At 48.0% G+C, this 23,219-nt stretch carries 19 protein-coding genes, 1 riboswitch and 1 other annotated feature; of the genes, 14 read left to right on the forward strand and 5 right to left on the reverse strand.

Annotated elements, in window-relative coordinates:
• The first annotated feature begins 15 nt into the window (after positions 1-15).
• Positions 16-2,187 carry a filamentous hemagglutinin N-terminal domain-containing protein gene (locus SPSPH_RS06330; protein WP_075754268.1) on the forward strand — a complete coding sequence of 724 codons (2,172 nt, stop codon included), beginning with the start codon at positions 16-18 and terminating at the stop codon, positions 2,185-2,187.
• 144 nt (positions 2,188-2,331) lie between these two features.
• Here SPSPH_RS06330 and metA read toward each other — a convergent pair whose 3' ends face one another.
• Positions 2,332-3,249 carry a homoserine O-acetyltransferase MetA gene (gene metA, locus SPSPH_RS06335; protein ID WP_075754270.1) on the reverse strand — a complete coding sequence of 306 codons (918 nt, stop codon included), beginning with the start codon at positions 3,247-3,249 and terminating at the stop codon, positions 2,332-2,334.
• Positions 3,250-3,485: 236 nt separating this feature from the next.
• Between metA and SPSPH_RS06340 the strand changes: the two genes are divergently transcribed.
• The 11 genes from SPSPH_RS06340 to purH all read left to right on the forward strand — a co-directional run bounded on the left by SPSPH_RS06340 (position 3,486) and on the right by purH (position 15,545).
• Positions 3,486-4,055, forward strand: coding sequence for a DJ-1/PfpI family protein (locus tag SPSPH_RS06340; RefSeq protein ID WP_075754272.1), 570 nt, complete (start codon positions 3,486-3,488; stop codon positions 4,053-4,055).
• Between the two features lie 351 nt (positions 4,056-4,406).
• Positions 4,407-5,882: a class I adenylate-forming enzyme family protein gene (locus SPSPH_RS06345; protein WP_075754274.1), complete on the forward strand. Its 1,476-nt coding sequence runs from the start codon at positions 4,407-4,409 to the stop codon at positions 5,880-5,882.
• A 37-nt stretch (positions 5,883-5,919) separates the two neighbouring features.
• Positions 5,920-6,735: a GNAT family N-acetyltransferase gene (locus tag SPSPH_RS06350; protein WP_075754276.1), complete on the forward strand. Its 816-nt coding sequence runs from the start codon at positions 5,920-5,922 to the stop codon at positions 6,733-6,735.
• A 198-nt stretch (positions 6,736-6,933) separates the two neighbouring features.
• Complete coding sequence (locus SPSPH_RS06355; protein WP_075754278.1) at positions 6,934-7,401, forward strand: C40 family peptidase; 468 nt, start codon at positions 6,934-6,936, stop codon at positions 7,399-7,401.
• A gap of 82 nt (positions 7,402-7,483) precedes the next feature.
• Positions 7,484-7,585: riboswitch (purine riboswitch) on the forward strand.
• 457 nt (positions 7,586-8,042) lie between these two features.
• Positions 8,043-9,413 carry an NCS2 family permease gene (locus SPSPH_RS06360; RefSeq protein ID WP_075754280.1) on the forward strand — a complete coding sequence of 457 codons (1,371 nt, stop codon included), beginning with the start codon at positions 8,043-8,045 and terminating at the stop codon, positions 9,411-9,413.
• A gap of 108 nt (positions 9,414-9,521) precedes the next feature.
• Positions 9,522-10,019 (forward strand): 5-(carboxyamino)imidazole ribonucleotide mutase, encoded by a 498-nt coding sequence (purE, locus tag SPSPH_RS06365; RefSeq protein ID WP_075754282.1) that lies wholly within the window; start codon positions 9,522-9,524, stop codon positions 10,017-10,019.
• A 16-nt stretch (positions 10,020-10,035) separates the two neighbouring features.
• Positions 10,036-10,737 carry a phosphoribosylaminoimidazolesuccinocarboxamide synthase gene (gene purC, locus SPSPH_RS06370; RefSeq protein WP_075754284.1) on the forward strand — a complete coding sequence of 234 codons (702 nt, stop codon included), beginning with the start codon at positions 10,036-10,038 and terminating at the stop codon, positions 10,735-10,737.
• 57 nt (positions 10,738-10,794) lie between these two features.
• Positions 10,795-12,228 carry an amidophosphoribosyltransferase gene (gene purF / locus SPSPH_RS06375; protein WP_075754286.1) on the forward strand — a complete coding sequence of 478 codons (1,434 nt, stop codon included), beginning with the start codon at positions 10,795-10,797 and terminating at the stop codon, positions 12,226-12,228.
• 55 nt (positions 12,229-12,283) lie between these two features.
• Positions 12,284-13,357 carry a phosphoribosylformylglycinamidine cyclo-ligase gene (gene purM / locus SPSPH_RS06380; RefSeq protein ID WP_075754288.1) on the forward strand — a complete coding sequence of 358 codons (1,074 nt, stop codon included), beginning with the start codon at positions 12,284-12,286 and terminating at the stop codon, positions 13,355-13,357.
• A gap of 13 nt (positions 13,358-13,370) precedes the next feature.
• Entirely contained in the window at positions 13,371-13,985 is a 615-nt protein-coding gene (purN, locus tag SPSPH_RS06385) for a phosphoribosylglycinamide formyltransferase (RefSeq protein ID WP_075754290.1), read from the forward strand.
• Between the two features lie 18 nt (positions 13,986-14,003).
• The gene (purH, locus tag SPSPH_RS06390) at positions 14,004-15,545 is read left to right on the forward strand and encodes a bifunctional phosphoribosylaminoimidazolecarboxamide formyltransferase/IMP cyclohydrolase (RefSeq protein ID WP_075754292.1); all 1,542 of its coding nucleotides are present in this window, start codon (positions 14,004-14,006) and stop codon (positions 15,543-15,545) included.
• A gap of 78 nt (positions 15,546-15,623) precedes the next feature.
• Here purH and SPSPH_RS06395 read toward each other — a convergent pair whose 3' ends face one another.
• Complete coding sequence (locus tag SPSPH_RS06395; RefSeq protein WP_075754294.1) at positions 15,624-16,343, reverse strand: SIMPL domain-containing protein; 720 nt, start codon at positions 16,341-16,343, stop codon at positions 15,624-15,626.
• A 131-nt stretch (positions 16,344-16,474) separates the two neighbouring features.
• On the opposite strand from SPSPH_RS06395, the gene SPSPH_RS06400 reads away from it, so the two are divergent.
• The gene (locus SPSPH_RS06400) at positions 16,475-17,074 is read left to right on the forward strand and encodes a hypothetical protein (RefSeq protein WP_143558964.1); all 600 of its coding nucleotides are present in this window, start codon (positions 16,475-16,477) and stop codon (positions 17,072-17,074) included.
• A 208-nt stretch (positions 17,075-17,282) separates the two neighbouring features.
• On the opposite strand, the gene SPSPH_RS06405 is transcribed toward SPSPH_RS06400, so the two are convergent.
• Entirely contained in the window at positions 17,283-19,025 is a 1,743-nt protein-coding gene (locus tag SPSPH_RS06405; RefSeq protein WP_075754298.1) for a choline/carnitine O-acyltransferase, read from the reverse strand.
• 345 nt (positions 19,026-19,370) lie between these two features.
• Between SPSPH_RS06405 and SPSPH_RS06410 the strand changes: the two genes are divergently transcribed.
• Positions 19,371-21,044, forward strand: coding sequence for a WG repeat-containing protein (locus tag SPSPH_RS06410; protein ID WP_075754300.1), 1,674 nt, complete (start codon positions 19,371-19,373; stop codon positions 21,042-21,044).
• 57 nt (positions 21,045-21,101) lie between these two features.
• On the opposite strand, the gene SPSPH_RS06415 is transcribed toward SPSPH_RS06410, so the two are convergent.
• Positions 21,102-22,685, reverse strand: a complete 1,584-nt coding sequence (locus tag SPSPH_RS06415) for a sodium:solute symporter family protein (RefSeq protein ID WP_109298218.1) — start codon at positions 22,683-22,685, stop codon at positions 21,102-21,104.
• Positions 22,686-22,722: 37 nt separating this feature from the next.
• Positions 22,723-22,824 (reverse strand): symporter small accessory protein, encoded by a 102-nt coding sequence (locus SPSPH_RS06420; protein WP_331250330.1) that lies wholly within the window; start codon positions 22,822-22,824, stop codon positions 22,723-22,725.
• Between the two features lie 47 nt (positions 22,825-22,871).
• Positions 22,872-23,165: a binding site (T-box leader), on the reverse strand.
• Positions 23,166-23,219: the final 54 nt, after the last annotated feature.

A 23,219-nucleotide genomic window follows, 5' to 3' on the forward strand; every position in this document is an offset into this window, starting at 1 on the left:
AAGGAGTGAATATCCATGAAGCTACAACGAAAAATTAAGCGTAACATCAAACGTGCTCTGACGGGAGCAGCGTTGGCGGCCATGCTGATAACAGCTCCGGCCTTTGCATTGCCGCAAACCCCTAATGTCATAGTAGGCAACGGTCAGATTACCATTGGCGATGGCGCGGGCGGCATTCTCAATATCGGCGTCAATGCCAACAGCGTGATTGACTGGAACAGTTTCAGCATTGCCAGTGGGGAAACGGTGAACTTTAACTTTGCTAACCAACTGACGGTTTTAAATCGGGTAACCGGTACTGAAATGTCCCAACTCCTTGGCACTCTTAACGGTACCGGCGGCAGTGTTTTCCTGGTCAACCCTAACGGAGTGCTGGTGGGAGCAGGGGCGACCATCAATGCCAGCAACTTAGTGCTGTCGACACTGGATGTCAGCAATGATAAGTTTATGAAATGGGCTAACGGAGAAGTTGATACAGTAAGCTTTGCCAAAAGAGAACAGGATGCCATAGCCAAATCGGTTACAGTTGAAGGCGGTGCTTTCAGTATCGAGAAAAATCTCGACTTAATTGGCGGCAGTGTCAGCATTGCGCCGGGAGTTTCTATAGCAATAGATGGTGAAGTCTACTTGCTGGCCGGTGACAAGGTTGACAGAGCTTCCGATCAGGTTCTTTCAGTAACTAGTCAGATTGACAATCGGGTGACTGTTCAGGGTAACTTAAAAGGTGAAGGCGTTTGGGTACAGGGTGGAACTGTCAGCTTGGACAATGCGGAAATAGCGGGAGAATGGACCGATCTAATTGCCGCCAAGCAATATACGGTAGGTGATACTACTGACCGTATATCCGCCACTTCAGACAATAAGCTTAGTGTTATAAATAGTCAGATAACCATCGATGGAGATGAGAATGAATTGGCTATGCTGATTGGCGGTCAGATTGTTATGACTGGTAGTGATATCAGTATTGATGAAGGTCATCATGTGGGTATTATTGCGGCGAACCAGATACAGTCAAATTATGCAAGTGAGAGTATGGGTGAGCCACCACCTTACTTCAGGGGGGCCGATATTACAGCCGATTCGACCAATACCATTACCTTGAATGAGGTATCGATTACTAGTGTTCAGGATGGGCCGGTATTCATTCTGGGCGGCAAGGTCGATACAACAGGTACTTCTGCTATCAAAGGCGGTGAAGTATTAATCGGTGCCGGCAGCAAGCTGGGTGTGGAAGCGGATAGTGATGATGACACCGGGCAGTATTGGGACGAATATTACTTCACCGATTATTTCAAAAGCGGTCTGGGAAATACGGTGAACTTAGGGCAAGGTACGACACTGGTCGCTAATGGCGAAGCAGCCATTTACGCCAATGCTGTTACCAATGCCGGAACGATTAACGCTCATGGTCATTATGGAATTAATATCCGAGCGGTTGATGAACGAAATTTTAATGAGGAAGGTAACATAGGTTATCAAATCTCTTCCAAAAACAATAAGGTCATTAATACCGGAACAATCTTTGCCGATCAGGCCAATTTTGATTCCGGTGCGGACCCGGAGTATGGCATAATCGGGATTGCTGCGAGCATCATTGATAATACCGGCACGATTGAGGCTCGCAGGCATCAGGATGCGCCTTGGACTGATAAGACCACAGGAGCTGCCGAACTTTTGGCGGTAGGCACAGTCACAGGTGTTGACCGTACTGACGAATCAATAAAAGTGGCTGAGCTGAACCGTGATTTGGATAATTACAGGTATAAGCTTGTTTGGCAAGGGGAAGGGGATATGGAAGCACCTGGCATCGTGGAAACGCTGTCATTAAATGGCGGTGCAACCAACCCAGCCATTGATGACATCCTAAACGGCAGCGGCAGCTTGGCAGATAAGCAACAGCAGATTATTGCCGTGGTACATACCATTAACGGCTTACCGGCCGACGAGCAACCTGCCGCTGTAGTAGGTGCCCTCCACTCCATCTTAGGCCAAGGCTCTTTGTCACAGAGTGAAAAGGAATCCCTTCTCAGCAGTGTTGTTAATAGCTATGAAGGCACAGCCGCCGGCAGGACAGAAGCCAATAACCAAACCACTATCAACCAAGCCAGCACTGCCGGGGATACGAATAACCCTGCGCCTGCTTTCACTGATGGTGAGAGTGAAGGCAGCAATGTAGTATTTCAATAATCCAACAGAATAAGTAACATCTATAAAGAGTGAGTATTGTCAGTACCTATGAGACTATCGCTCTACAAGGTCTGTGAAGCACAAAAAATAGCAACCGGCAGTATGTGATATGCCGGTTGCTATTTTTTGTTTCACATATTCACCTTACAAACGCGACAAATCGAACGGGGTTTCCTGATAAACATAGTAATTCAACCAGTTAGAGAATAAGAGATTGGCTGCACTCCGCCAAAGCACGACCGGCGGTTTACTCGGGTCGTTGCCGGGATAATAGTTACAGGGGATATTAATGGGTAATTTTTGCGAAATATCACGGTCATATTCTGACTTGAGCGTCAGCGGGTCATATTCGGAGTGTCCGGTTATAAAGATTTGCCGGCCGTCGCTGTCAGCTACCGTGTGAACACCGGCGGCTGCGGATTCTGAGAGGATGCGGAGGGCAGAGTTTTTTTCAATATCTTCCCGCCTGACTTCGGTATGCCGGGAATGGGGAACATAGAATATATCGTCAAACCCCCGGAACAGCTTGTCCTGGTTAGGAGAAATAATGTTATGCGGAAAAACTCCGAACATTTTTTCCGGCAGGCTGTACTTCGGAATGCCATAGTGATAATATAAACCGGCTTGGGCTCCCCAGCAAATGTGCAGCGTGGAATAGACGTGCTTCTTGCTCCATTCCATTATTTCGCAAAGCTCATCCCAGTAAGCCACTTGCTCAAAAGGCATTTGTTCCACAGGCGCGCCGGTGATGATCATACCGTCATAATTGCGCGATTTGATGGTATCAAAAGTCTCATAAAATTTGATGAGATGTTCTTGCGGGGTGTGTTTGGGTGTATGGGTTGCCGTATACATAAAATCAACTTCTACCTGAAGGGGTGAGTTGCCTAATAAGCGCAGCAATTGTGTTTCGGTGACAATCTTGGTTGGCATCAGGTTGAGCAGCAGAACCTTAAGCGGGCGGATATCTTGACTATAGGCCCGGTCTTCATACATGATAAATACATTTTCGCTTTCAAGAATATTGGCGGCAGGTAAGTTGTTGGGAATTGCTATCGGCATATTTTCATCCTCCAATACAGAAAAAGCATCTGCCAGTAAAACAGATGCTTTTACATTGCAAAAAAATTTGCTAAGTTAATTTAATATAACCTATCTGTGAAAAATAGTCAATAATGGGAGAAAAATGTGTTCTTTATTTTGTAGAAAAACTGTAAATAGCTGCCAGGATGGACAGCAGGAAAAATATTACTACTATAGAATAAATATTATATCAAACGTAAGGAGGGTTACAAGTAATGGCGAAAAAAATTCTTATACTGACTGGTGATTGTGCTGAAGATTATGAGGTTAAAGTACCCCAGCAGGCACTGATGATGCTTGGTTACCAAGTTGACGTAGCCGTACCTAATAAGAAGGCCGGTGACACGGCGCAGCTGGTTGTGCACGATTTTACCGGGCTGGATACCTATGTGGAACTTACCGGACATCGAATTCAGGTCGATATTGCTGCTAAGGATGTTAAGCCGGAAGAATATGTCGGGCTGGTAGTCCCCGGCGGTCGTGCTCCTGAATATATTCGCATGTATCCCGAAGTTATTACGTTGGTAAAAGCTTTCTTTGCTGCCGGCAAGCCTGTGGCCGCCATCTGCCACGGAACGCAGCTTTTGGCCCCGGCTGACGTATTGACAGGCAAAACCGTAACTTCCTATCCGGCGTGTGCGGCAGAATGCCAGTTGGCCGGCGCGGAGTGGAAAAATGAGCAGGTCGTTGTCAGCGGTAATCTGGTGACGGCGCAAGCCTGGCCGGATCATCCGGCGTGGTTACGGGCTTTTGTTGACTTGTTAGGGGCTAAAATCAGTATTTAGACAGTAATTACATAACATCCTGTTTGCAGGCCTTCAGGCTGAAACAGGGTGGCAGCAATAGAACTGAGTACCGAAAGCTATGCTTTCAGTACTCAGTTTTTGTTAGTCTGCACAACCACCAAAACAAGGCCTGGCGGGACGACCGTCATACAACGCTGCGCCGCTGGTACTTAACCTCTGTTAACGCACAACAACACCCCGCGCCTCAGTGATGTTGAAATTGGCTTGCAGCAAGCTTTATAATCAGCAAGCCTTTGGGTGGTAATACTATATATGGACAAATCCTGGTATTCGCGATAAAATGACGCTTAGAACTATTTGCCAGTACTACGAAAAAAAGGGGTGCAGCTATTGTTTGTTCATGAGCTTATTCAGCAGGGTACGCCAAGCAGCATAGCTTTTCATGGAAAAGATTATGTAACATATGCTGAGTTTAGCCAACAGGTAGAAAAATACCGCAATTATTTTTATATGTCAGGTATCCGGACCGGTGAAAATGTAGGATTGTTTTCGCGGAATTCGGTTGACTTTGTTTACTCGTATATGGCCATTGTCAGTCTCGGGGCCGTAGTAGTGCCTATTAACTTCCAACTGACAGCACGGGAGACGGCTTTCATCATTAAAGATGCCAAAATGAAGCAGCTGGTTACGATGGAGCGTCTGGACCTTGATGACGAACTTGCGCAGCTGGGATACGCCCAGGAGGTCAAACAGCTTGTCCTGCCGGATGTCAGGCAGGATGTAGAACACCAGCGGCTGTTTGCCGCTCCGGCTATATCTGATGAGTTTGACGAGAACCGCCCCTGTGTCATCATTTATACTTCCGGTACTACCGGCAGCCCGAAAGGTGCGGTGTTATCCCATAAAAATCTGGTAAGTAATGCGAAAGCTTTTGGTGAAGTGCTGCCTGTTACTGCCGGCGATAATGTACTATGTGTGCTCCCGATGTATCATTGCTTTGCCTGGACCTGCGCCATACTGAACGCCCTGCTTTGCGGAGCGTCGATTACCGTTTTGGAGGCTTTTGCGCCCAAAGAAACCATTGCCGCCATTAAAGAGCATGGCGTAACTGTCATTTATGGGGTACCGCCCATGTATAACCTCCTTACCCGTGTCGGGCAGAGGGATGACCTGGCAGGAGTAAAACTCCTCATATCCGGCGGGGCGTCGCTGCCGGAAAAGGTGGCGATACAATTTGCCGATAAGTATGGTATAAAAATTCTCGAAGGTTACGGCCTTTCCGAAGCCTCGCCGGTTGTGGCCCTAAATCCGGTAGAAAAGCCTAAATACTGTTCTATCGGCAAAGCTCTCCCCGGCCTGGAAGTTACAGTGGTTGATGAGCAAGGCCAGTCTTTGCCGCCAGGGGTGGTAGGCGAAATTGTTGTCCGCGGGCCCACGGTGATGTTAGGCTATTTCAATTTGCCGGACGAGACGGCCAAGGCAATGAAAGACGGTTGGCTTCATACCGGAGATTTGGCTTACCAGGATGCTGAAGGCTATTTCTTTGTTGTCGACCGCTTGAAGGACTTAATTATAGCCAATGGAGAAAATATTTATCCGCGTGAGATTGAGGAATTGCTGTATGCCTATCCGGGTATTATTGAGGCCAGCGTAATTGGTGTGCCTGATCAACTGCGCGGTCAGGTGGCGCGCGCTTATATTGTGCTGGCAGAAGGCCAGCATTTTGATAAAAAAGCGGTCAGAGAGTATTTGCAAAGCAATATTGCCGCCTATAAAATCCCGCGGGATTTCATTGTTGTGAGTGCTTTGCCGAAGAATCAGACAGGCAAGATATTAAAACGCGTACTCCGCGAGCAGGCAGGGTGAGAGTGTATCAATTTCATGTACTGGCAGGCCGGCAGTTGTGATTAGGCTGTTAACCGCCGGCGACATGCACGAAGTCAGCATATATTTGGAACGGAATTACCTGGAAACGGTTTCGCTGGGCGGCAATCTAGAACGTTGTGGTATTGAGAATGATCATATGAGCCGGCGTTCGGGCGACTATTATGGATATTTTGCCGCCGGTCAGTTACGGGGAATACTGGCCTTTTTTAACTTAGGCAGTGTTATTCCTCATTTTGAAGTGCCGGAGGCGGTCGGTGAGTTTGCCTCCCTAATGCGCCTGCGCCGGTGGAAGGTGATGGCTGGCGTGAAAAGGGTGGCAGAACCTTTATGTCAAGCCCAGGCTAAACCGGTGCTAGCTTATGAAGACAGCCACTATCTGGCTAATTATGCCATAAAGTCCAGGACGCTGCCAGAATCGCTTGCTATTGCCGAAGTGGAAACAGTAGACCGCATGCTGGCTCTTAGGTTTATTGTCGAAGCCTACCGGCTGGGTTTTCAACGCCGCTTTAATCAGGAATTGGCAGTCAAGCTTATTCATGACCGCAGTCCTGAGGAAGCGATTGTCTTTCTTTTAGCAGGCGGTGTGCCGCAAGCGCTGGCAATGGTTCAGGCAGTTACCGGCCAGGTTCATCAGATCGGCGGTGTATATACCAGGGAAGGCAGCCGTGGGAGGGGCTATTGTCAGGCGTTGGTTTCCACGCTGTGCCAAAGGAGCAAGTCCTATGGCAAAATTCCGGTATTGATGGTGCAACGGGATAACATTCCGGCCGTTCGGGCCTATGAGTCCATTGGCTTTACTTATGTTACCGATTACTTAATTGCAAAATTCTAGTGTCTGCCGCCGGATTGCACTTATATATTCCGCATTAAAGAATATGGCAGGCGCAGGCGGGTAGTGTATTGGCAAAGCTTTAACGTGTTGTATATAGCTACAAAAATCGGAAAAATATTGCAGAAAAACAGAAGGATTTGTCGGAAGTTTGCCGAAGGTATTTGCAGGTAAGCACAAATATTCAGGGGGGGATCCTCCATGCGGTTGCCTGTAAAGTTACCTGCCATATGCCTGGTAATTCTTATGCTTGTTCTGGTAAATAGTCCGGTACTGGCTGCAACAAAGAAAAAAGTTAACCCACAGCCGGAATCTGTTATCAAAACTGCGGAAAAATATTTAAAAACACCTTACCGGTTTGGCGGCGAATCTCCCCGGGGGTTCGATTGCTCCGGTTTTGTTAAATTTGTATATGACAAGCATGGAAAAAAGCTGCCTCGGACAGCCGATGTTCAGTATAAGACAGGCAAAAAGGTGGCACGCAGCAAACTAAAGCCGGGAGACCTGGTCTTCTTTAACACCTATGGAAAGGGTGTTTCTCATGTCGGTATTTATTATGGCGGCGGTAATTTCATTCATGCCTCTTCCAGCCGGGGCGTAATAATCACGAAACTTGAGGAGTCGTACTGGAAGCCACGGTATCTTGGAGCCAGAAGAATAATGAATTAAATTGAGTTTCCGAACGATGATTCTAAAACTGTGATTAAAGTTCGATTTTTTCATTGACAGATTTTGTCCACTGCTGGTACAATAAAAACAAATCCATAATGCTCGTATATATTTGAGAATACGGCTCAAACGTTTCTACCAGGCGACCGTAAATCGCCCGACTACGAGTGAAAGTGCGCCTAGGGTTCCGTGCAGCACCGATGATGTTGCAGACTGTGACCAAGTGGCGCAGGTGTTGACTCTAACACTACACCGATGGGATAAAAACCCTGGCGGGAAAGTTTCGCTCTATTAGATTCATGCGAAATTTCCCCGCCAGTTTTTTATTCTAACAGAGAGCATAACTTTCTTAAAAGCAGTATAGGGAGAACAGCGGCTTGTGCTTTCGCCAAGGATTGGCACAAGCCGTGTTTTCTTTAGCTTTTTCGGGGTAAGCTAGCACTAGGCATCGCCTACAGAGGTTAGCTTGCAGGGTTTTTTGCGCCATATAGGACGGAGAAGCCGCTCATAGCGGACCCGTGAGGCGACGGCAACTCGCAATGCGGCCAAAGTCTGTAAACGAATCCATGCCTTTGGGTGACGCAGGGTACTAGTGTTGAGGAGACACCTTAACTAGTAGTAGAAAAAGGGGAGAAAAGGAAATGTTGGAGAAATTTTTTGAACTCAGCTCTCGTAAAACCGATGTGAAAACAGAGGTAATTGCCGGTTTAACCACCTTCATGACCATGGCGTACATTTTGTTTGTCAACCCAAGTATTCTGGGCGCTGCCGGTATGGACAAGAATGCAGTGCTCTTGGCTACTGCACTGGGTGCCGGCATCGTGTCGATTATGATGGGGGTTTTTGTCAATTATCCGATTGCCTTGGCGCCAGGCATGGGGCTAAATGCTTTTTACGCTTTTACAGTTGTTATTGGGATGGGCGTTCCCTGGCAGGTTGCCCTGGGAGCAGTGTTTATTTCCGGTCTTATTTTTATTTTGCTTACTGTAACTCATGTGCGGCAGCTGCTGGTTGAGGGCATGCCGAATTCTTTAAAACATGCTATTACCGTAGGTATTGGTTTGTTTATTACTATTATTGGTTTGAAACTGTCCGGCATTATGAGTATCCGCTTGTCTTTGATTCCGCCTACTTTAGAAAAGATTGTTGCCGCCAAAGGCAACGGTACGCCGCTTAGTTTTGAAACCATTATTGAAATGGGTAAATTTACCCATCCCGAAGTATTGCTGGCCGTATTTGGCCTGATATTCATTGGTGTATTGATGGCCCGCCAAATAAAAGGGTCTATCTTGATAGGCATTTTCGTCACCACTGTTTTGGGCATCATGATGGGAATTGTTAAGATTCCTGCCGGTTTTAGCCCGATGGCTATTCCTGACTTTAGCAACAATGCTTTCCTGCAGCTTGATATTATGGGCGCGTTGAATATGGGACTGGTGGCTATTGTTTTCACATTTACCTTTGTGGAACTGTTTGATACCATGGGCACACTTGTCGGCACTGCCTCTAAAGCCGGTTTGATGGACAAAAACGGCAAGTTCCCGGGCATAGGCAAAGCCATGCTGGTGGATGCCACCGGTGTAAGCTTAGGCGCTATGCTGGGTACAAGCACAATTACTGCCTATGTGGAAAGTGCTGCCGGGGTTGGTGCAGGCGGACGCACCGGTCTGACTGCTGTTGTCTGTGGCATACTCTTTTTCCTGGCTCTCTTTTTCACGCCGCTTGCCGGTTTGATTCCGGATGCCGCTACTGCGCCGGCGCTGATCATTGTAGGCGCATTGATGATTGAATCTGTCCGTCATATTGACTTTGGCGATCTTACCGAAGGCATACCCGCCTTTTTGACCATTGTTATGATGCCCTTTACCTACAGTATTGCTAATGGCATCTCGGCCGGTCTGGTCATGTATCCTTTGCTGAAACTGGTTACCGGCCGTGGCCGCGAAGTACACTGGATTGTATACATTCTGGCAGTGCTTGTTGTATCCCGGTTCCTATTCCTGGCTGAATAACGGAAAAAAATAAACCCAGATATTTTGGTAAAATATCTGGGTTTTATTGCAAATCTAACTTTGCGGATTTTTAATGCGGAATATAGCTGCAAATGAAAGGGTGATGATATGAAAGTAGCAATTATTATGGGTAGTGATTCCGACTGGCCGGTGCTTGAACCGGCAGTCAGCCAGCTGAATGAGTTTGGTATTGAAACAGAAGTTCTGGTAGCATCAGCACACCGCACACCGGATAAGGTGCATCATTTTGTGGCCGGGGCCAAGGAACGCGGTGTTCAGGTATTTATTGCTGCCGCCGGGGCGGCCGCCCATCTGCCTGGAGTAATTGCCAGCTTTACCACACTGCCGGTCATTGGCATTCCGGTTAATGCCACACCGCTGGGTGGTATGGATGCGCTGCTTAGTATTGTGCAGATGCCTGCAGGCATTCCGGTAGCGACTATGGCGATTAACGGTGCAAAAAATGCGGCATTGTTTGCAGCTCAGATACTTGCTGTTCATGATGCCGGGCTGGCTGATAAGCTGGCAGCCCACCGCCGGACTATGGCGGAAGAGGTTGAGAAAAAAGATGAGCGTCTGGCTAAAAAACTAACAGGACAGATCTAGTAGGGGAGGATGCATTATGACAAAGCCAATGTACGAAGGTAAAGCAAAACAAGTATTTGCTACTGAAAATCCCGATGAATTACTGGTGTATTTCAAAGATGACGCTACCGCTTTTAATGGTGAAAAACGCGGCACTATCGGCAACAAAGGTGTGCTCAATAATAAGATATCCACGTTTTTCTTTAATCTGTTAAGTGAAAAGGGTATACCGCATCATTTTATCAAAATGCTTAGTGAACGCGAAATGCTGGTCAAAAAATTGGACATTCTGCCGGTCGAGGTTGTTGTCCGCAATATTGCCGCCGGCAGCTTAGCCAAACGCATCGGCTGGGAGGAAGGCCGCAAGCTGCCGTCCACCGTTATTGAACTCTATTACAAAGACGATAAGCTGGGCGATCCGCTGATTAATAATTATCACATCAAAGCGCTGGGGCTGGCTACTCCCGAACAAGTGGAAACCCTGGAGGCCTATGCGCTGAAAATCAATGAAATTCTATCAGCCTTCCTCAAAGACAAAAAACTGGAGTTAATTGATTTCAAACTTGAATTTGGTGTGCATAAAGGCGAAGTGCTGCTTGGGGATGAAATTTCGCCAGATACCTGTCGCTTCTGGGACAGCGAAACAGGCCAAAAGCTTGACAAAGACCGTTTCCGCCGCGATTTGGGCGATGTAGAGGAAGCGTACCAGGAGGTACTGCGCCGAATTACCGGACAGTAAATTGGCTGCGAAGAGTGTTATCAGAATAAAGAATGTAAGAGGCAAAGGAGAAACCAAGTGCTTTACGATATACAAAGTGATAAATTGCGGGAAGAATGCGGTATATTTGGCATTTTTGGCAGGCAAGAGAATGTAGTGCTGTCTACTTACTGGGGTTTGTATGCGCTGCAGCACCGGGGTCAGGAGAGTGCCGGAATAGCGGTAACCGACGGGACGGTTATGGATGTGCAACGGGGTATGGGACTGGTCAACGAAGTATTTCGTCATGGTTTGCCTGAAAGGCCGGGCCATATTGCCATCGGTCATGTCCGGTATTCGACAACCGGCTCTAGCCTGCTGCAAAATACGCAGCCCTTAATGGTCAACTATTCCGGCGGGCAAATTAGTATGGCTCACAACGGCAATCTGACTAACGCTCGCGAAGTCCGCAAAGAACTTGAAGAAAAGGGCAGTGTGTTTCAGACCTCTATCGACAGTGAAGTCATTGTTAACCTCATTGCCCGGTCTACGAAGCAAACGGTTGAGGAGAAGATTGTTGACAGTCTGATTAATATTCACGGTGCTTATTGTCTTGTTATCATGACCGAGAACAAGCTTATCGGTGTGCGTGACCCGCATGGTTTCCGACCCTTGTGCCTGGGCAAGCTGGGCGATGGCTGGGTATTGTCTTCCGAGTCCTGTGCCCTGGATACTGTGGGCGCGGAATTTGTGCGTGATATTGAACCCGGGGAAATGATCAGTATTGATGATAGCGGCGTGGTATCCCGCCGGTTTGGTGAAACCGACCGCAGGGCAGGCTGTGTGTTTGAATACATCTACTTTGCCCGGCCTGATAGTGTCATTGACGGACAGAGCGTGTATCAGGCCAGGTTTAACATGGGCCGGACGCTGGCGCGGGAAAGCCGGTTTAAAGCCGATATTGTTATTTCAGTACCTGACTCAGGTACCACGGCGGCGCTCGGATACAGTCATGAATCAGGCATACCTTTTGCCGAAGGATTAATGAAAAATCGTTACATTGGCCGGACCTTTATCCAACCGGAACAGAAAAAACGGGATATGGGTGTGCGAATTAAACTTAATGCCGTTGCTTCGGTAGTGAAAGGCAAATCCATTGTCATGGTGGATGATTCCATTGTGAGAGGCACTACCAGCGGTAAAATTGTCCGCATGTTAAAAGAGGCCGGTGCAACTGCTGTTCACATGTGTGTAAGCTCGCCGCCCATCGGTTTTCCCTGTTATTACGGCATTGATACCTCGGCACGCAAGGAGCTGATTGCTGCGTCCAAACAAGTAGAGGAAATCCGGCAGTTTATTGGTGCTGATTCGCTCCATTATCTTTCACTCGAAGGACTGCATGCATCTATCGGTCACATTTCTGCGAAAACGCTGTGCAATGCTTGCTTTAACTGTGACTACCCGGCCCACACGCCGGGCGAAGGCAGCTGTGCCAATAATAAATTTTTATTTGAGCCTGCGGGCAGGAAGTAGATCCCTGATTCAACTGCAAAAGAATATATCAAAAGAATATATTAGGAGGGCAAAAATGGCCGACAACCAAAAATCAAACCCCGGGACGCAAACTCCGGGCATCGAACTGACATATCGCGACGCCGGTGTTGATATTGACGCCGGCAATAAAGCTGTTGAACTGATGAAACGCCATGTGCGTTCCACCTATCGTCCGGAAGTGCTTGGTGATATTGGCGGCTTTGGCGGATTATTTGCATTAAACTCCGGTAAATACCGGCAACCGGTATTGGTGAGCGGTACTGACGGTGTCGGTACTAAACTCAAAATTGCCTTTTTGACTGACAAGCATGACACCATTGGGCAAGACGGTGTTGCCATGTGTGTTAACGATATTCTGGTGCAAGGGGCCGAACCGCTGTTTTTCCTGGATTATCTGGCGGTAGGCAAGCTGGAGCCGGAAAAGGTTGCCGCTATAGTCAGCGGGGTGGCCATGGCTTGCCGGGAATCAGGCTGTGCTCTGCTGGGCGGTGAGACAGCCGAGATGGCTGGCTTCTACCCTGACGGCGAGTATGATATTGCCGGTTTTGCCGTGGGAGTTGTTGACCGGGATAAAATTATCACAGGCGAAAAAATTAAGCCAGGTGATGTATTAATTGGCTTGCCATCCAGCGGCCTCCATTCCAACGGCTTCTCCCTTGTCCGTAAAATCTGCTTTGAGGTAAAACAACTGCAGGTGGATGCCCATATTCCCGAATTAGGCCGTACGCTTGGGGAAGAACTGTTAGAACCTACCCGGCTGTACCCGAAAACCTGCCTGCCGCTTATTGAAAAATTTGATATTCATGGCATGGTTCATATCACCGGCGGCGGTTTTTATGATAATATTCCGCGGGTGCTGCCTGAAGGCTGTGGCGCCGAGGTAGATACTTCAGCCTGGACGGAGCCGCCTATTTTCGGTTTGCTGCAGCAATGGGGCGGCGTAGCCAAGGCCGAAATGTACCGGACCTTTAATATGGGTATTGGCATGATTCTCATTGTGTCGGCCGAAGACGCGTCAGCCGTACAGGCTGAATTAGCGGCCCGCAACGAAAAATCTTACATAATCGGTACAATTACGGCAGGTGAACAACGGGTAGAACTGAAGTAAGGAGGGGTGCCTGATGAACAAAACCGTCATCGGTGTTCTGGCCTCAGGCCGCGGCAGTAATCTGCAGGCTATTATCGATGCCATAGAGGCCGGACGGCTGGCTGTCACGGTTGGCGTAGTTATCAGCGATAACCCGGAAGCCAATGTCTTAAAGCGCCTGGCCGGCTCAGACATCCCGGCTGTGTGTATTGACAGGCGGCAGTTTGCCTGCCGTCAGGATTTTGAGGCTGCTGTTGCCGAAGAACTTAATGTCCGCCATGTCGAACTGGTAGTACTGGCTGGTTTTATGCGGATTTTAGGCCGGTATTTTATTGACCGGTTTGCCGGAAAAATCATGAACATCCATCCATCCCTGCTGCCTGCTTTTCCGGGGGAAAACGCGCAGCTTCAGGCTTTGCAATATGGTGTCAAGGTGTCAGGCTGCACCGTTCATTTTGTTGATGAAGGCATGGACACCGGGCCGATTATCCTGCAGGAAGCAGTGCCTGTTATGGAAGATGATACTGAAGAAACCTTATCAGAACGAATTTTGCATGCCGAGCATATTTTGTATCCGCGCGCCTTGGCTTTATATTGTGAGGGGCGGCTATGTATGGATGGGCGGCGTGTATACATAAAAAAAGAATAGAGTGAGGCGAGGAGACTGATGAAAATTAAACGCGCGCTGTTAAGCGTGTCGGACAAAACCGGAATTATTGAGTTTGCTCAGCAACTGCATAATTTAGGGGTGCAAATTATCTCAACCGGCGGCACCATGAAAGCCATTAAAGAGGCAGGGATACCTGTTACCTATGTGAGCGAAATCACCGGATTTCCGGAAATTATGGATGGGCGCGTTAAAACGCTCAACCCCTATATTCATGGCGGCATACTGGCCATTCGTGATAATCCGGCTCATCAGGCGGCCATGGTTGAACATAACATTCAGGGTATCGACTTGGTGGCAGTCAACCTGTACCCTTTCCGCCAGACGGTGGCCAAACCGGACGTGACGCTGAATGAGGCTGTGGAAAATATTGATATTGGCGGACCGGCAATGATCCGGGCGTCGGCCAAGAATTTTCACTATGTGACGGTTGTTGTCAATCCCCTGCGGTACCAGGACATTATTGCAGAGTTGCAGGCCGGGGGCGAAGTGGCGTTAATCAAGCGGATGGCATTGGCGCAGGAAGCTTTCAGCCACACCGCCGGCTATGATGCATATATTTCTCAATACCTGAGCGCCCAGCTGGGGCAAGGAATTTTCCCGGACACGCTGCATCAGGTTTATGAAAAAATCCAGGACCTGCGGTATGGAGAAAATCCGCATCAGGCGGCTGCTTTCTACCGTGAGCAATACTATTCAGGTCCGGGTGTGGCTAATGCCAGGCAGTTTCATGGCAAGGAACTGTCGTTTAATAATATTGTGGATGTAGAAGCCGCCTATGCGCTGGCAGCTGAGTTTCATCAGCCGGCAGCCGCCATCATCAAGCATACTAATCCCTGCGGCACAGGCATTGGCGCCACTTTGGCCGAAGCTTATCAAAAAGCGCATCAGGCTGATCCGGTTTCGGCTTTTGGCGGTATTGTTGCCGTAAACCGGGAAGTTGATGAGGCCACCGCGCAGCTTATCAGCGAGATATTTGTTGAAGCCGTCATTGCGCCGTCCTTCAGCCAGGCCGCCCTGGAGCTTCTGGCGCAAAAGAAAAATATCAGGCTGTTGGCAGCCGCTGTACCGCAGCCTGATGGCAGCCGGCTTGACGTGAAATCAGTGGCTGGCGGTGTGCTGCTGCAGCAGACCGACATGACCACTGCCGCCCAAAATGACATGAAAATTGTCACCAAGCGTCAGCCGACAACTGAAGAATGGGAGCAACTGCTGTTTGCCTGGAAGGTAGTTAAACATGTCAAGTCTAATGCCATTGTCATTGCCAAGGACAACAAAACCCTGGGAGTGGGGGCAGGCCAGATGAACCGTGTCGGTGCAGCCGGGATTGCTTTGGCACAGGCTGGTGAACAGGCTAAAGGCGCAGTTTTGGCATCAGATGCCTTCTTTCCGTTTGCCGATACTGTCGGAGCTGCCATTGCGGCAGGTGTTACCGCCATCATTCAACCAGGCGGTTCGGTTCATGATGAGGACTCGATTAAAGCGGCAGATGCCCATGGAATTGCTATGGTATTCACCGGTATGAGGCATTTTAAACATTAAACATAAGATAGTTAAAGGGCCAGGCTGCAGCCTGACCCTTTAACTATCTTAACACTTGTAACTTTTCTAATTTTGCTGTTACTCCAATTCCACGGCAATTTGCACATTGGCAGATATTTGTATTAATCCGGCGGAAATCGGGGTTGACGCGCTATCAGCCATGGCTTTGGCATACAACCGGCTGCCGGTTTCCGGTGATTGCAGATGAACACCATTTTCGTTTACCGTCGTAACTCTGACCACTCGTTTGTCTAAGGCTGCAGCAATGGCGTCGGCTTTGCTAAGAGCATCCCGGACGGCCTGCGCCAGTGCGGCATTTTTCACATCGGTTTCGTCGTTTTTACTGAACCGGATGCTGTTTACCTGATTGGCTCCTGCGTTTAAAGCCGTATCCACAACTTCTCCGGCTTTTTCGACCGATGTTGTTACGGTAATGCTGTTGGTAATCTGGTACCCTTTAATGCTTGGCAGGCGTCGGCCGCTGTCGTCGTATTTATAGATTGGGTTTACCACATAGTGGGCGGTTTTTATGTAGTCTGACTTGATTCCCAGGTTTTCCAGCTGTGAGCGGATTTTAGTTGAGATATCGGCATTTTTGGCCTGCGCCGCTGCCACGGTTTCGGCTTCTGTCACCGTCCCCAAATTGATGTAGGCAGTATCTGGGGCAATTTCCATCTGGTAATTGCCGCTTACCTGGACTACGGTACCATTAGGATTTTTTTCGGCAGCCAGAGCGGCCGGCAACGCCGCTGTTATAATTAGCAGCATCAGGACTAAGATTTTGACTGGTTTTTTCATACTATCAACTCCTTATTCATATAAACGCCCTGATAAATAAAAAGTAACGGAAAAAATAAAAAAAAAATTAGAAGCTGGGGATGGTATTTTTGCAAAGCGTCAGTATGATACTGGGGGGCCGCTGGTATAGTTTGGCTACTTTATTGGCCTGTAAGACTTCGGCAGCCAATAAAATGCATACTCTTATTTGGGATGGCTATCAGCAATTTTTTCGCTGTTACCACGGATTGAACCATCTTGCCGATTGTTTTAACCATTTTGATGAAATCAGGCACAGGCTGGCTCAGCCTGCGGTGGCGGAGTATGCATTATGGTTTCATGATATCGTATGTGTGCCAAATTCGCAGAGTAACGAATATATGAGCGCAGCTGTTGCGGCATATGCTGCCGAACAAATGGGGTTACCGACGGCATTTGCCGGACAGGCAGCCAAACTGATTTTATTGACAAGTCACCAGGAACTGGCTGACAGTGAGGACGGAACATATTTGGCAGATATTGATTTGTCGGTATTTGGGCGAGACTGGAACGGCTTTTTGGATTATGAGCGTCAGATAAGAGCTGAGTATGGACATGTGCCTGATTTAGACTACCGGCAAGGACGATTGCAGGTTATCGAAGGGTTTCGCAGTAAAGACAGAATTTATCAGACTGATTACTTTCGGGATCGGTACGAAAACATCGCTAAACGAAATCTACAGGCGCTTGTCAAACAATTGGCCAGTAAATAACCTATGGCTGCGCCATCTTTTGAGTCGAGTGAGTCGAGGGATGGTTCCTTGACTCATGAGGGAGCAAAGACGTTCTTCTTGCTCCCCAGCCCCGATTTAATTTGCACCGAAGCATGGGGACGTTCTTTTTGCTCCCCAGCCCCGATTTAATTTGGGATAAGAAGTGAACGGTGATAGAAAACCTCCTGGTTGTGTTACACCACCCCGATTAAGTAAGCAATAACTCAAGCTTAACAAAAAATTCGTCCAGTGCATGCTGAAACAGGACGATATTGGCGTTATCCTGCCGGTAAAAGCTGATGGCTGTGATCAGCCTGTCATTATGGGTGACATAGCCGATTCCCAGTCCACCCGGTGCGACGGGGGCGAAGGCAAATGTGTCGACGATCGGCGTGTTGCCGAGTGTTGATGTCGACAAATACTGCGTACAATATGTGGCAAATGCAGCATCGCTGAATAACGGCGGTTTTTCTGGTATGCCGAGCTCCCGGCCAAAACGCTCGTACATAATTTCCAAACCGGCGGCATGTCTGATAAAGCAGCAGAAATCTTTGGCCTTGGCGATTTTTTGTACATGCTCGCAACTGGCTTGGGCGAGCATGGCGGACAGCTGCTTTTGCGGCGCGCCGTTAAGCAAGGCGGCCACAAATTGGGCGCTTTCTTCGCTGACACTGCGGATACAGGCGGTGCGGCCCTCATAATATTGCGTTACACTGACCGATTCGTGCGTTGTCCTAAGGGCTTTAAAGACTTTTAACTGGGCATACTGAAAGGCGAACTGGAGACAGGCGTCCACGTTAAGCTTGCGTGCCTTTATTTTGCCGATACACAGCTTGTCGCGGACATAGCGCACTATGTCGATCTGGGACGCTGTTTTTTGATACTGCGCTTTTATGGCGGCCAGCTGCTCCTGGATTGGCGGCGAGAGGACAAAATTGATCGGCGTGAGAGGCGCGGTCTGGCCGTCGTCGGCAAAGCTGCCGGCAAAGTCGGCCATTTTTTTTAACAAGCGATTGATTAGATAGACATTGTTGACGCCGTCCATATAGGTGTGCTCATTGTTGAATGTGCATACTTTATTCTGATATACCGTTATGCTCCACGGCTTATAGGCCCATATATCGTCGGTACTGTTATAAAGCTTGTCGGCAAGAGGCTGCTGCATGCTTGTCAACGAGGTCAGTGTAACGATGAACATCGTTTGGTTGACAATATCCATGCTGCAGGCATTGGCCGGGACTTGGCAGATTTCAGCAATCAGTTCTGCCGCCCGGTCGCTGCCGGCCAAAGACAGGACGTTCCAGGATGCTTCGGCGTGGCTGCCTTTGTCGTGATAAATTTGCTGCAAAGCGCGCCGGATACAGTCAGCGCTGTATATCCGGCCGTCGTCGTCAATTAGTTTTATTGTATAAAATTTGTTTTTGCAAAATACGCCGAAGGAATGAACTTCGGTAAAGTCTTGAAAGAACGTGAAGATGTCTTTATTCTTGTGCGGGATTTTTGTTGCTCTGAATGCTCCCTGAAACTGGCTCATGCACAGCGGCGTCTCTTTGTGCACCATCGCCGGCAGTGTGTTGTGCGCAATTTCCAGATATAATTGGCCAGCAGAATGTGCCAGAATAGCGGTAAACTCAAGATAGTCGTATTTTTCTGAAAAACTGGGCAATGCAAGCTCCAGCAAATAATTGCCGACAAGTGTGACCGGGTCCCGCATCGTTAAATAAATGTCGCGTGAATAAGGCATGAGCCAACTGCGAGGGGCGATTGACCGGCTGTATTCCAGTAGTTTGCCGTGCAGCGCCGCACCGTCGTTATGGCAAAAATGTTCGGCCACGGTTTTGGCCTCGGCGAATTCGTGTTCGCCGAGCAAGGGCCGTAAGCCTTTTAAATACCAGTCGATAGACTGGCAAAGATCGGGGACGGGGAGCGCCGGCAATTCGTGTTGGTCCACCTTACTCTCAGCTCCTTCTGTGGTATGGTGTGCAGAGTATAGCTATTGTCTGCTGTCCATAGTATAAATATTTTTATTCTTTCATTATAATATGAAAATGTTAACAATGACAATAATTAGCATCAAATCGTGTGTTTAACTTGTGATAATGACACTAGGTATGAAGAAGCGTGGGGACGTTCTTTTTGCTTCGTATGTCCTTAAGCATGCTCATGCATTTCGGGACTAAAGTCCTGGATAAAAATGGAGGATAAAAAGTAAATTATATAGAATATATTGTTTGATTTTGGTAACCATTAAGGGTTTTAATGGAATAGTAAAGCTTGATCAATAGGAGGTTTTTTGGTGAATTTTAAAGGGTTTATCGGGTTAATTGCAGTATTGGCGCTATTAATGGTGCCGGGAACTCGGGCGTTTGCTGCACCTGAGGCGAGTTTGGACACGGAGCAGGCTGTTAGTGTGCCGGCGGTAAATCCGGAGATTAACGTGGATGACAAAAAAATCCAGGATGTTATTTTGGCCGGAGTAAAGACAGGGGGAAAATGGGGGTTTATTGACCAGCAGGGAGAATATATCATACCTGCTGAATGCAAAGAGATTAGAGCTTTTGAGGAAGGTCTTATTGCTGTAAAAAAGGAAACCGGTTGGGGGTTTTATGATAAAAAGGGCCAGTTGGTGATTCCTGCCCAGTTTGATGAGGTGGGGACCTTCAAAGATGGATTTGTGACGGCCAGACATAAAAACAAGTGGGGCTATTATGATACCCAGGGGCAAGCTGTGGTGCCGGTGGAATTTGATGCCGTGGCGGGAATAAGTGAAGATTTAGCGTTGGTTAAGAGTGGCGGCAAATGGGGATATTACCGGATTGGTGAAGGACTGGTGATCCCCGTTCAGTACAAGGAGGCCGGGTTGTTTGCTGAAGGCCTGGCGCCGGTTAGAAACGACGGGAAATGGGGTTATATTGACAATGCAGGCAAGGTAATGCTCCCTTTTCAATTTAAAAATGCCCGCCAGTTTAGCGAGGGGCTGGCTGCTGTCAAGTTGGACAGCAAATATGGGTTTATTGACCGGAGTGGTGCTGTTGTCATCAAGGAGGCTTTTGGTGAGGTAGCTGGCGGCTTTCAAGATGGGATCGCTATAGTCAAGGTAGAAAAAAAGTGGGGCTATATAGACAGGAAAGGTACGGTTTTAGCTTCAGGCTATGACACCGCATTTCCTTTTAATAAGGATGTGGCGGAAGTTCGGGTAGTAAAACGGTCATTTTCCTTTTTGGAAGCCGCTTTGGTAGCTGTGGGAGCTTCTGCCGGGTATGTGGAAATTCGGACTAATGAACTTTTGCCCGAAAATACGAAACGTGGTTTTATTGATAGGACGGGAAAAGAGATCATATCGACCAAAAATCATTTTACCGATGTTTTCCGGGAGGGGCTGGCTGCGGTACGGATAAAAGATAAGTGGGGTGCGGTAGATAAGACCGGCGCTGTTGTTATCCCGGTACAGTATGATAAAATATCTGCTTTCCGTAACGGATTTGCTCAGGTAAAAGACGACCAGAAATGGGGTTTCGTTGATAAAACCGGTAAGTTGTTGACACCGCTAAAGTTTGATGAGGTATCAAGCTTCGGGTATGATGGTTTGGCGGCGGTGAGAGTGGGGGAAAGATGGGGCTTTATCGATACCAGCGGTAAAACGGTTATCGCGTTTCGGTATGATGATGTTGGTTTTCCCGATAAAACGGTTTTGGAAGAAAAACTGGGCTTCTTTTGCGGGTTTGCTAAAGTAAAGATTGCTGATAAGTGGGGAGTAATTGATACCACGGGACGCATGGTAGTCCCGGCGGTATTTGACAGTGCTTCCGAGCTTATGGGCGGTTCCTTTGGTATGCTGCCGGTTAAAAAGAAAACTTGGGGATTTATGGACACAACAGGCCAGATGGTCATTGAGCCAAAGTATAGCGAAGTCGGGCTGTTTTGGAATCAAGAGATGCTGGAACGGGAAAAGAGCTATTATCTTAATTAAGGATTATTTTGCCTGAATGCAGAAGAACCCGCAATTTTCGCGGGTTCTTTGTGTTTTTTATAGCTCTTCGGCAACTGTTGCTTTGACGGCAGGCTGTGTCAGCAAACTGGCGGCAATGAGCACAATCGCGCTGACCGGCAGGGCGATAACCAGAGGGTCGATATATGTCCACGGTGTAACGCCCAAGGTGTTAACTCCGAACAATCTGGCGCAGAGGCCAAAAATACCGGCTTCTTTCTCGTGTACAAAAAATACCAGTCCGGCGTATACTACTGTTGCCGTAATCATACTGTACATGGCGCCTGACGCAGTAATGCGCGGCCAGTATAAGGCGGCTGCATATATTGGCAGGAAGACTGCTGTACACATTCCGAAGAACAGCGCCGTAGCAATGGCAATAATTCCTGCCGGGAGATAAAGTGCTAAAGCCAACGTCAGTAAAAAGCCCAATAGTGTACCGATACGTGCCAGCATCAGGGTTTGTGCATCGCTGGCGCCTTTTTGGGGATTCAAATCATAAGAAATAGAAGTAGAAATGATATGAAATTGGCCGCTTAAGGTCGACATGGCTGCCGACAGCAGTGTAAATAAGAAAACATAGCGCAGCCATTCCGGCATGGCTAGGGTGATAAAAAGCGGGATAATTTTATCGATATTTGGGGCTGCGCCGCCTGCAGCCGTTGCTGCCAGCGCAAGTTTACCGCCATGCTCCACAAAATATACGTTAGATAAAGCGCCAACAGTAAAAGCAACACCGGTCATGAAAAGAATGAAGACTGCGCCAACTCCTAAGCCATTATAGATTCCTTTGGCACTTGATACTGTCATGAATCGTACAGCAAGCTGCGGTTGGGCCAAAACGCCGATACCTACGCCCAGAACCAGGGTAGAAATGACAAACCACCATAATTCCGAACTAAATGCAGGCATAGCTGTAAAACCCATATGTCCCTTAGCTACCATAGCCTGTGGCACCATATTGCGCAGTGCTTCCAGTTTCAAATGCGCCGTGGTGACTCCGCCCAGCAGCGAATAGGTCAATATGACCAGTGCAGCCATCCCAATGAACATAATAATTCCTTGCATTGCATCAGTATAAATAACTCCGCGTAAGCCACCAAAAAAAACATAGGCCAGCACGATGACTGCAAAAATCGTCAAGGCAGTCACATAATCCATTTGCAAAGCTTCTTCCATATATCTCGCTCCGCCGATCATTACGGCTGCCGCATAGAGCGGCATTGTCAGGCAGATCATGGCAGCAGAGAATTTTCGAATAAAAGGAGAGGCAAAACGCGCTCCCAGAAACTCGGGAAAGGTTTTGACTTGTAGTTCTTGCGCAAGTTGCCGGGTTTTCACACCGAAGAAAACAAAAGCAACAAATATACCGACAAATATGTTGAATACTGTCAGCCATAATAAGCTCATCCCGTACACTCCGGCAGCTCCGCCAAAACCGACGATGGCCGAGGTGGATATAAAGGTTGAACCGTATGCCAGGGACATAAGAACAGGATGGACATTACCTCCGGCAATCATATAATCTTTTGAGGATTTTGTGTGCCGGTAGCCAAGATAGCCGAGGAAAACTGTTATCCCCAGATAGACGGCTAACATAATATAAAGTAAGTCAGTATTCAATACAATCGCTCCCTTATTTATATAATAAATTTAGAGTTTATTCACCACCTTTGCGGACAGAATAAAAGATACATAACGCAGTAGCCGCAAAACAGGCCAGGTATGCAAATGCAATCCAGGGGTCGGTCAGTCCCAACACTAGTAATCACCTCCTTATGTAAAAATAATAAACTCCCGTCCCTATTGATAAGGGACGGGAGTTTTCACTTCCCGCGATACCACCCTAGTAGAGTCATTCGGCTGTTCTGGCCGGCAGACTCCGCTCTGTAAAGTACGGGCAACATCAAATGTTACCGATACCTCCTTCCCGCTAACGGCGGAAGTCCCGTCCGCACCTACCAATCGGGACAGCAATTGCCCCGTTCTTCAGCTGGCAACTCCAAGGAGAACTTCACACATCAACTTCAGGCTAGGTTCTCACCGTTTCCTAGCTCTCTGGGCTGTAATTGAATGGCTACTTTTCCTCTTCATCGTTTTTCGATAGTCCTGATTCAATTATACATAGCAAGCAACGCAAGGGAATATTTCCAATGA

The organism is Sporomusa sphaeroides DSM 2875 (genome assembly GCF_001941975.2).
Lineage (GTDB): Bacteria > Bacillota > Negativicutes > Sporomusales > Sporomusaceae > Sporomusa > Sporomusa sphaeroides.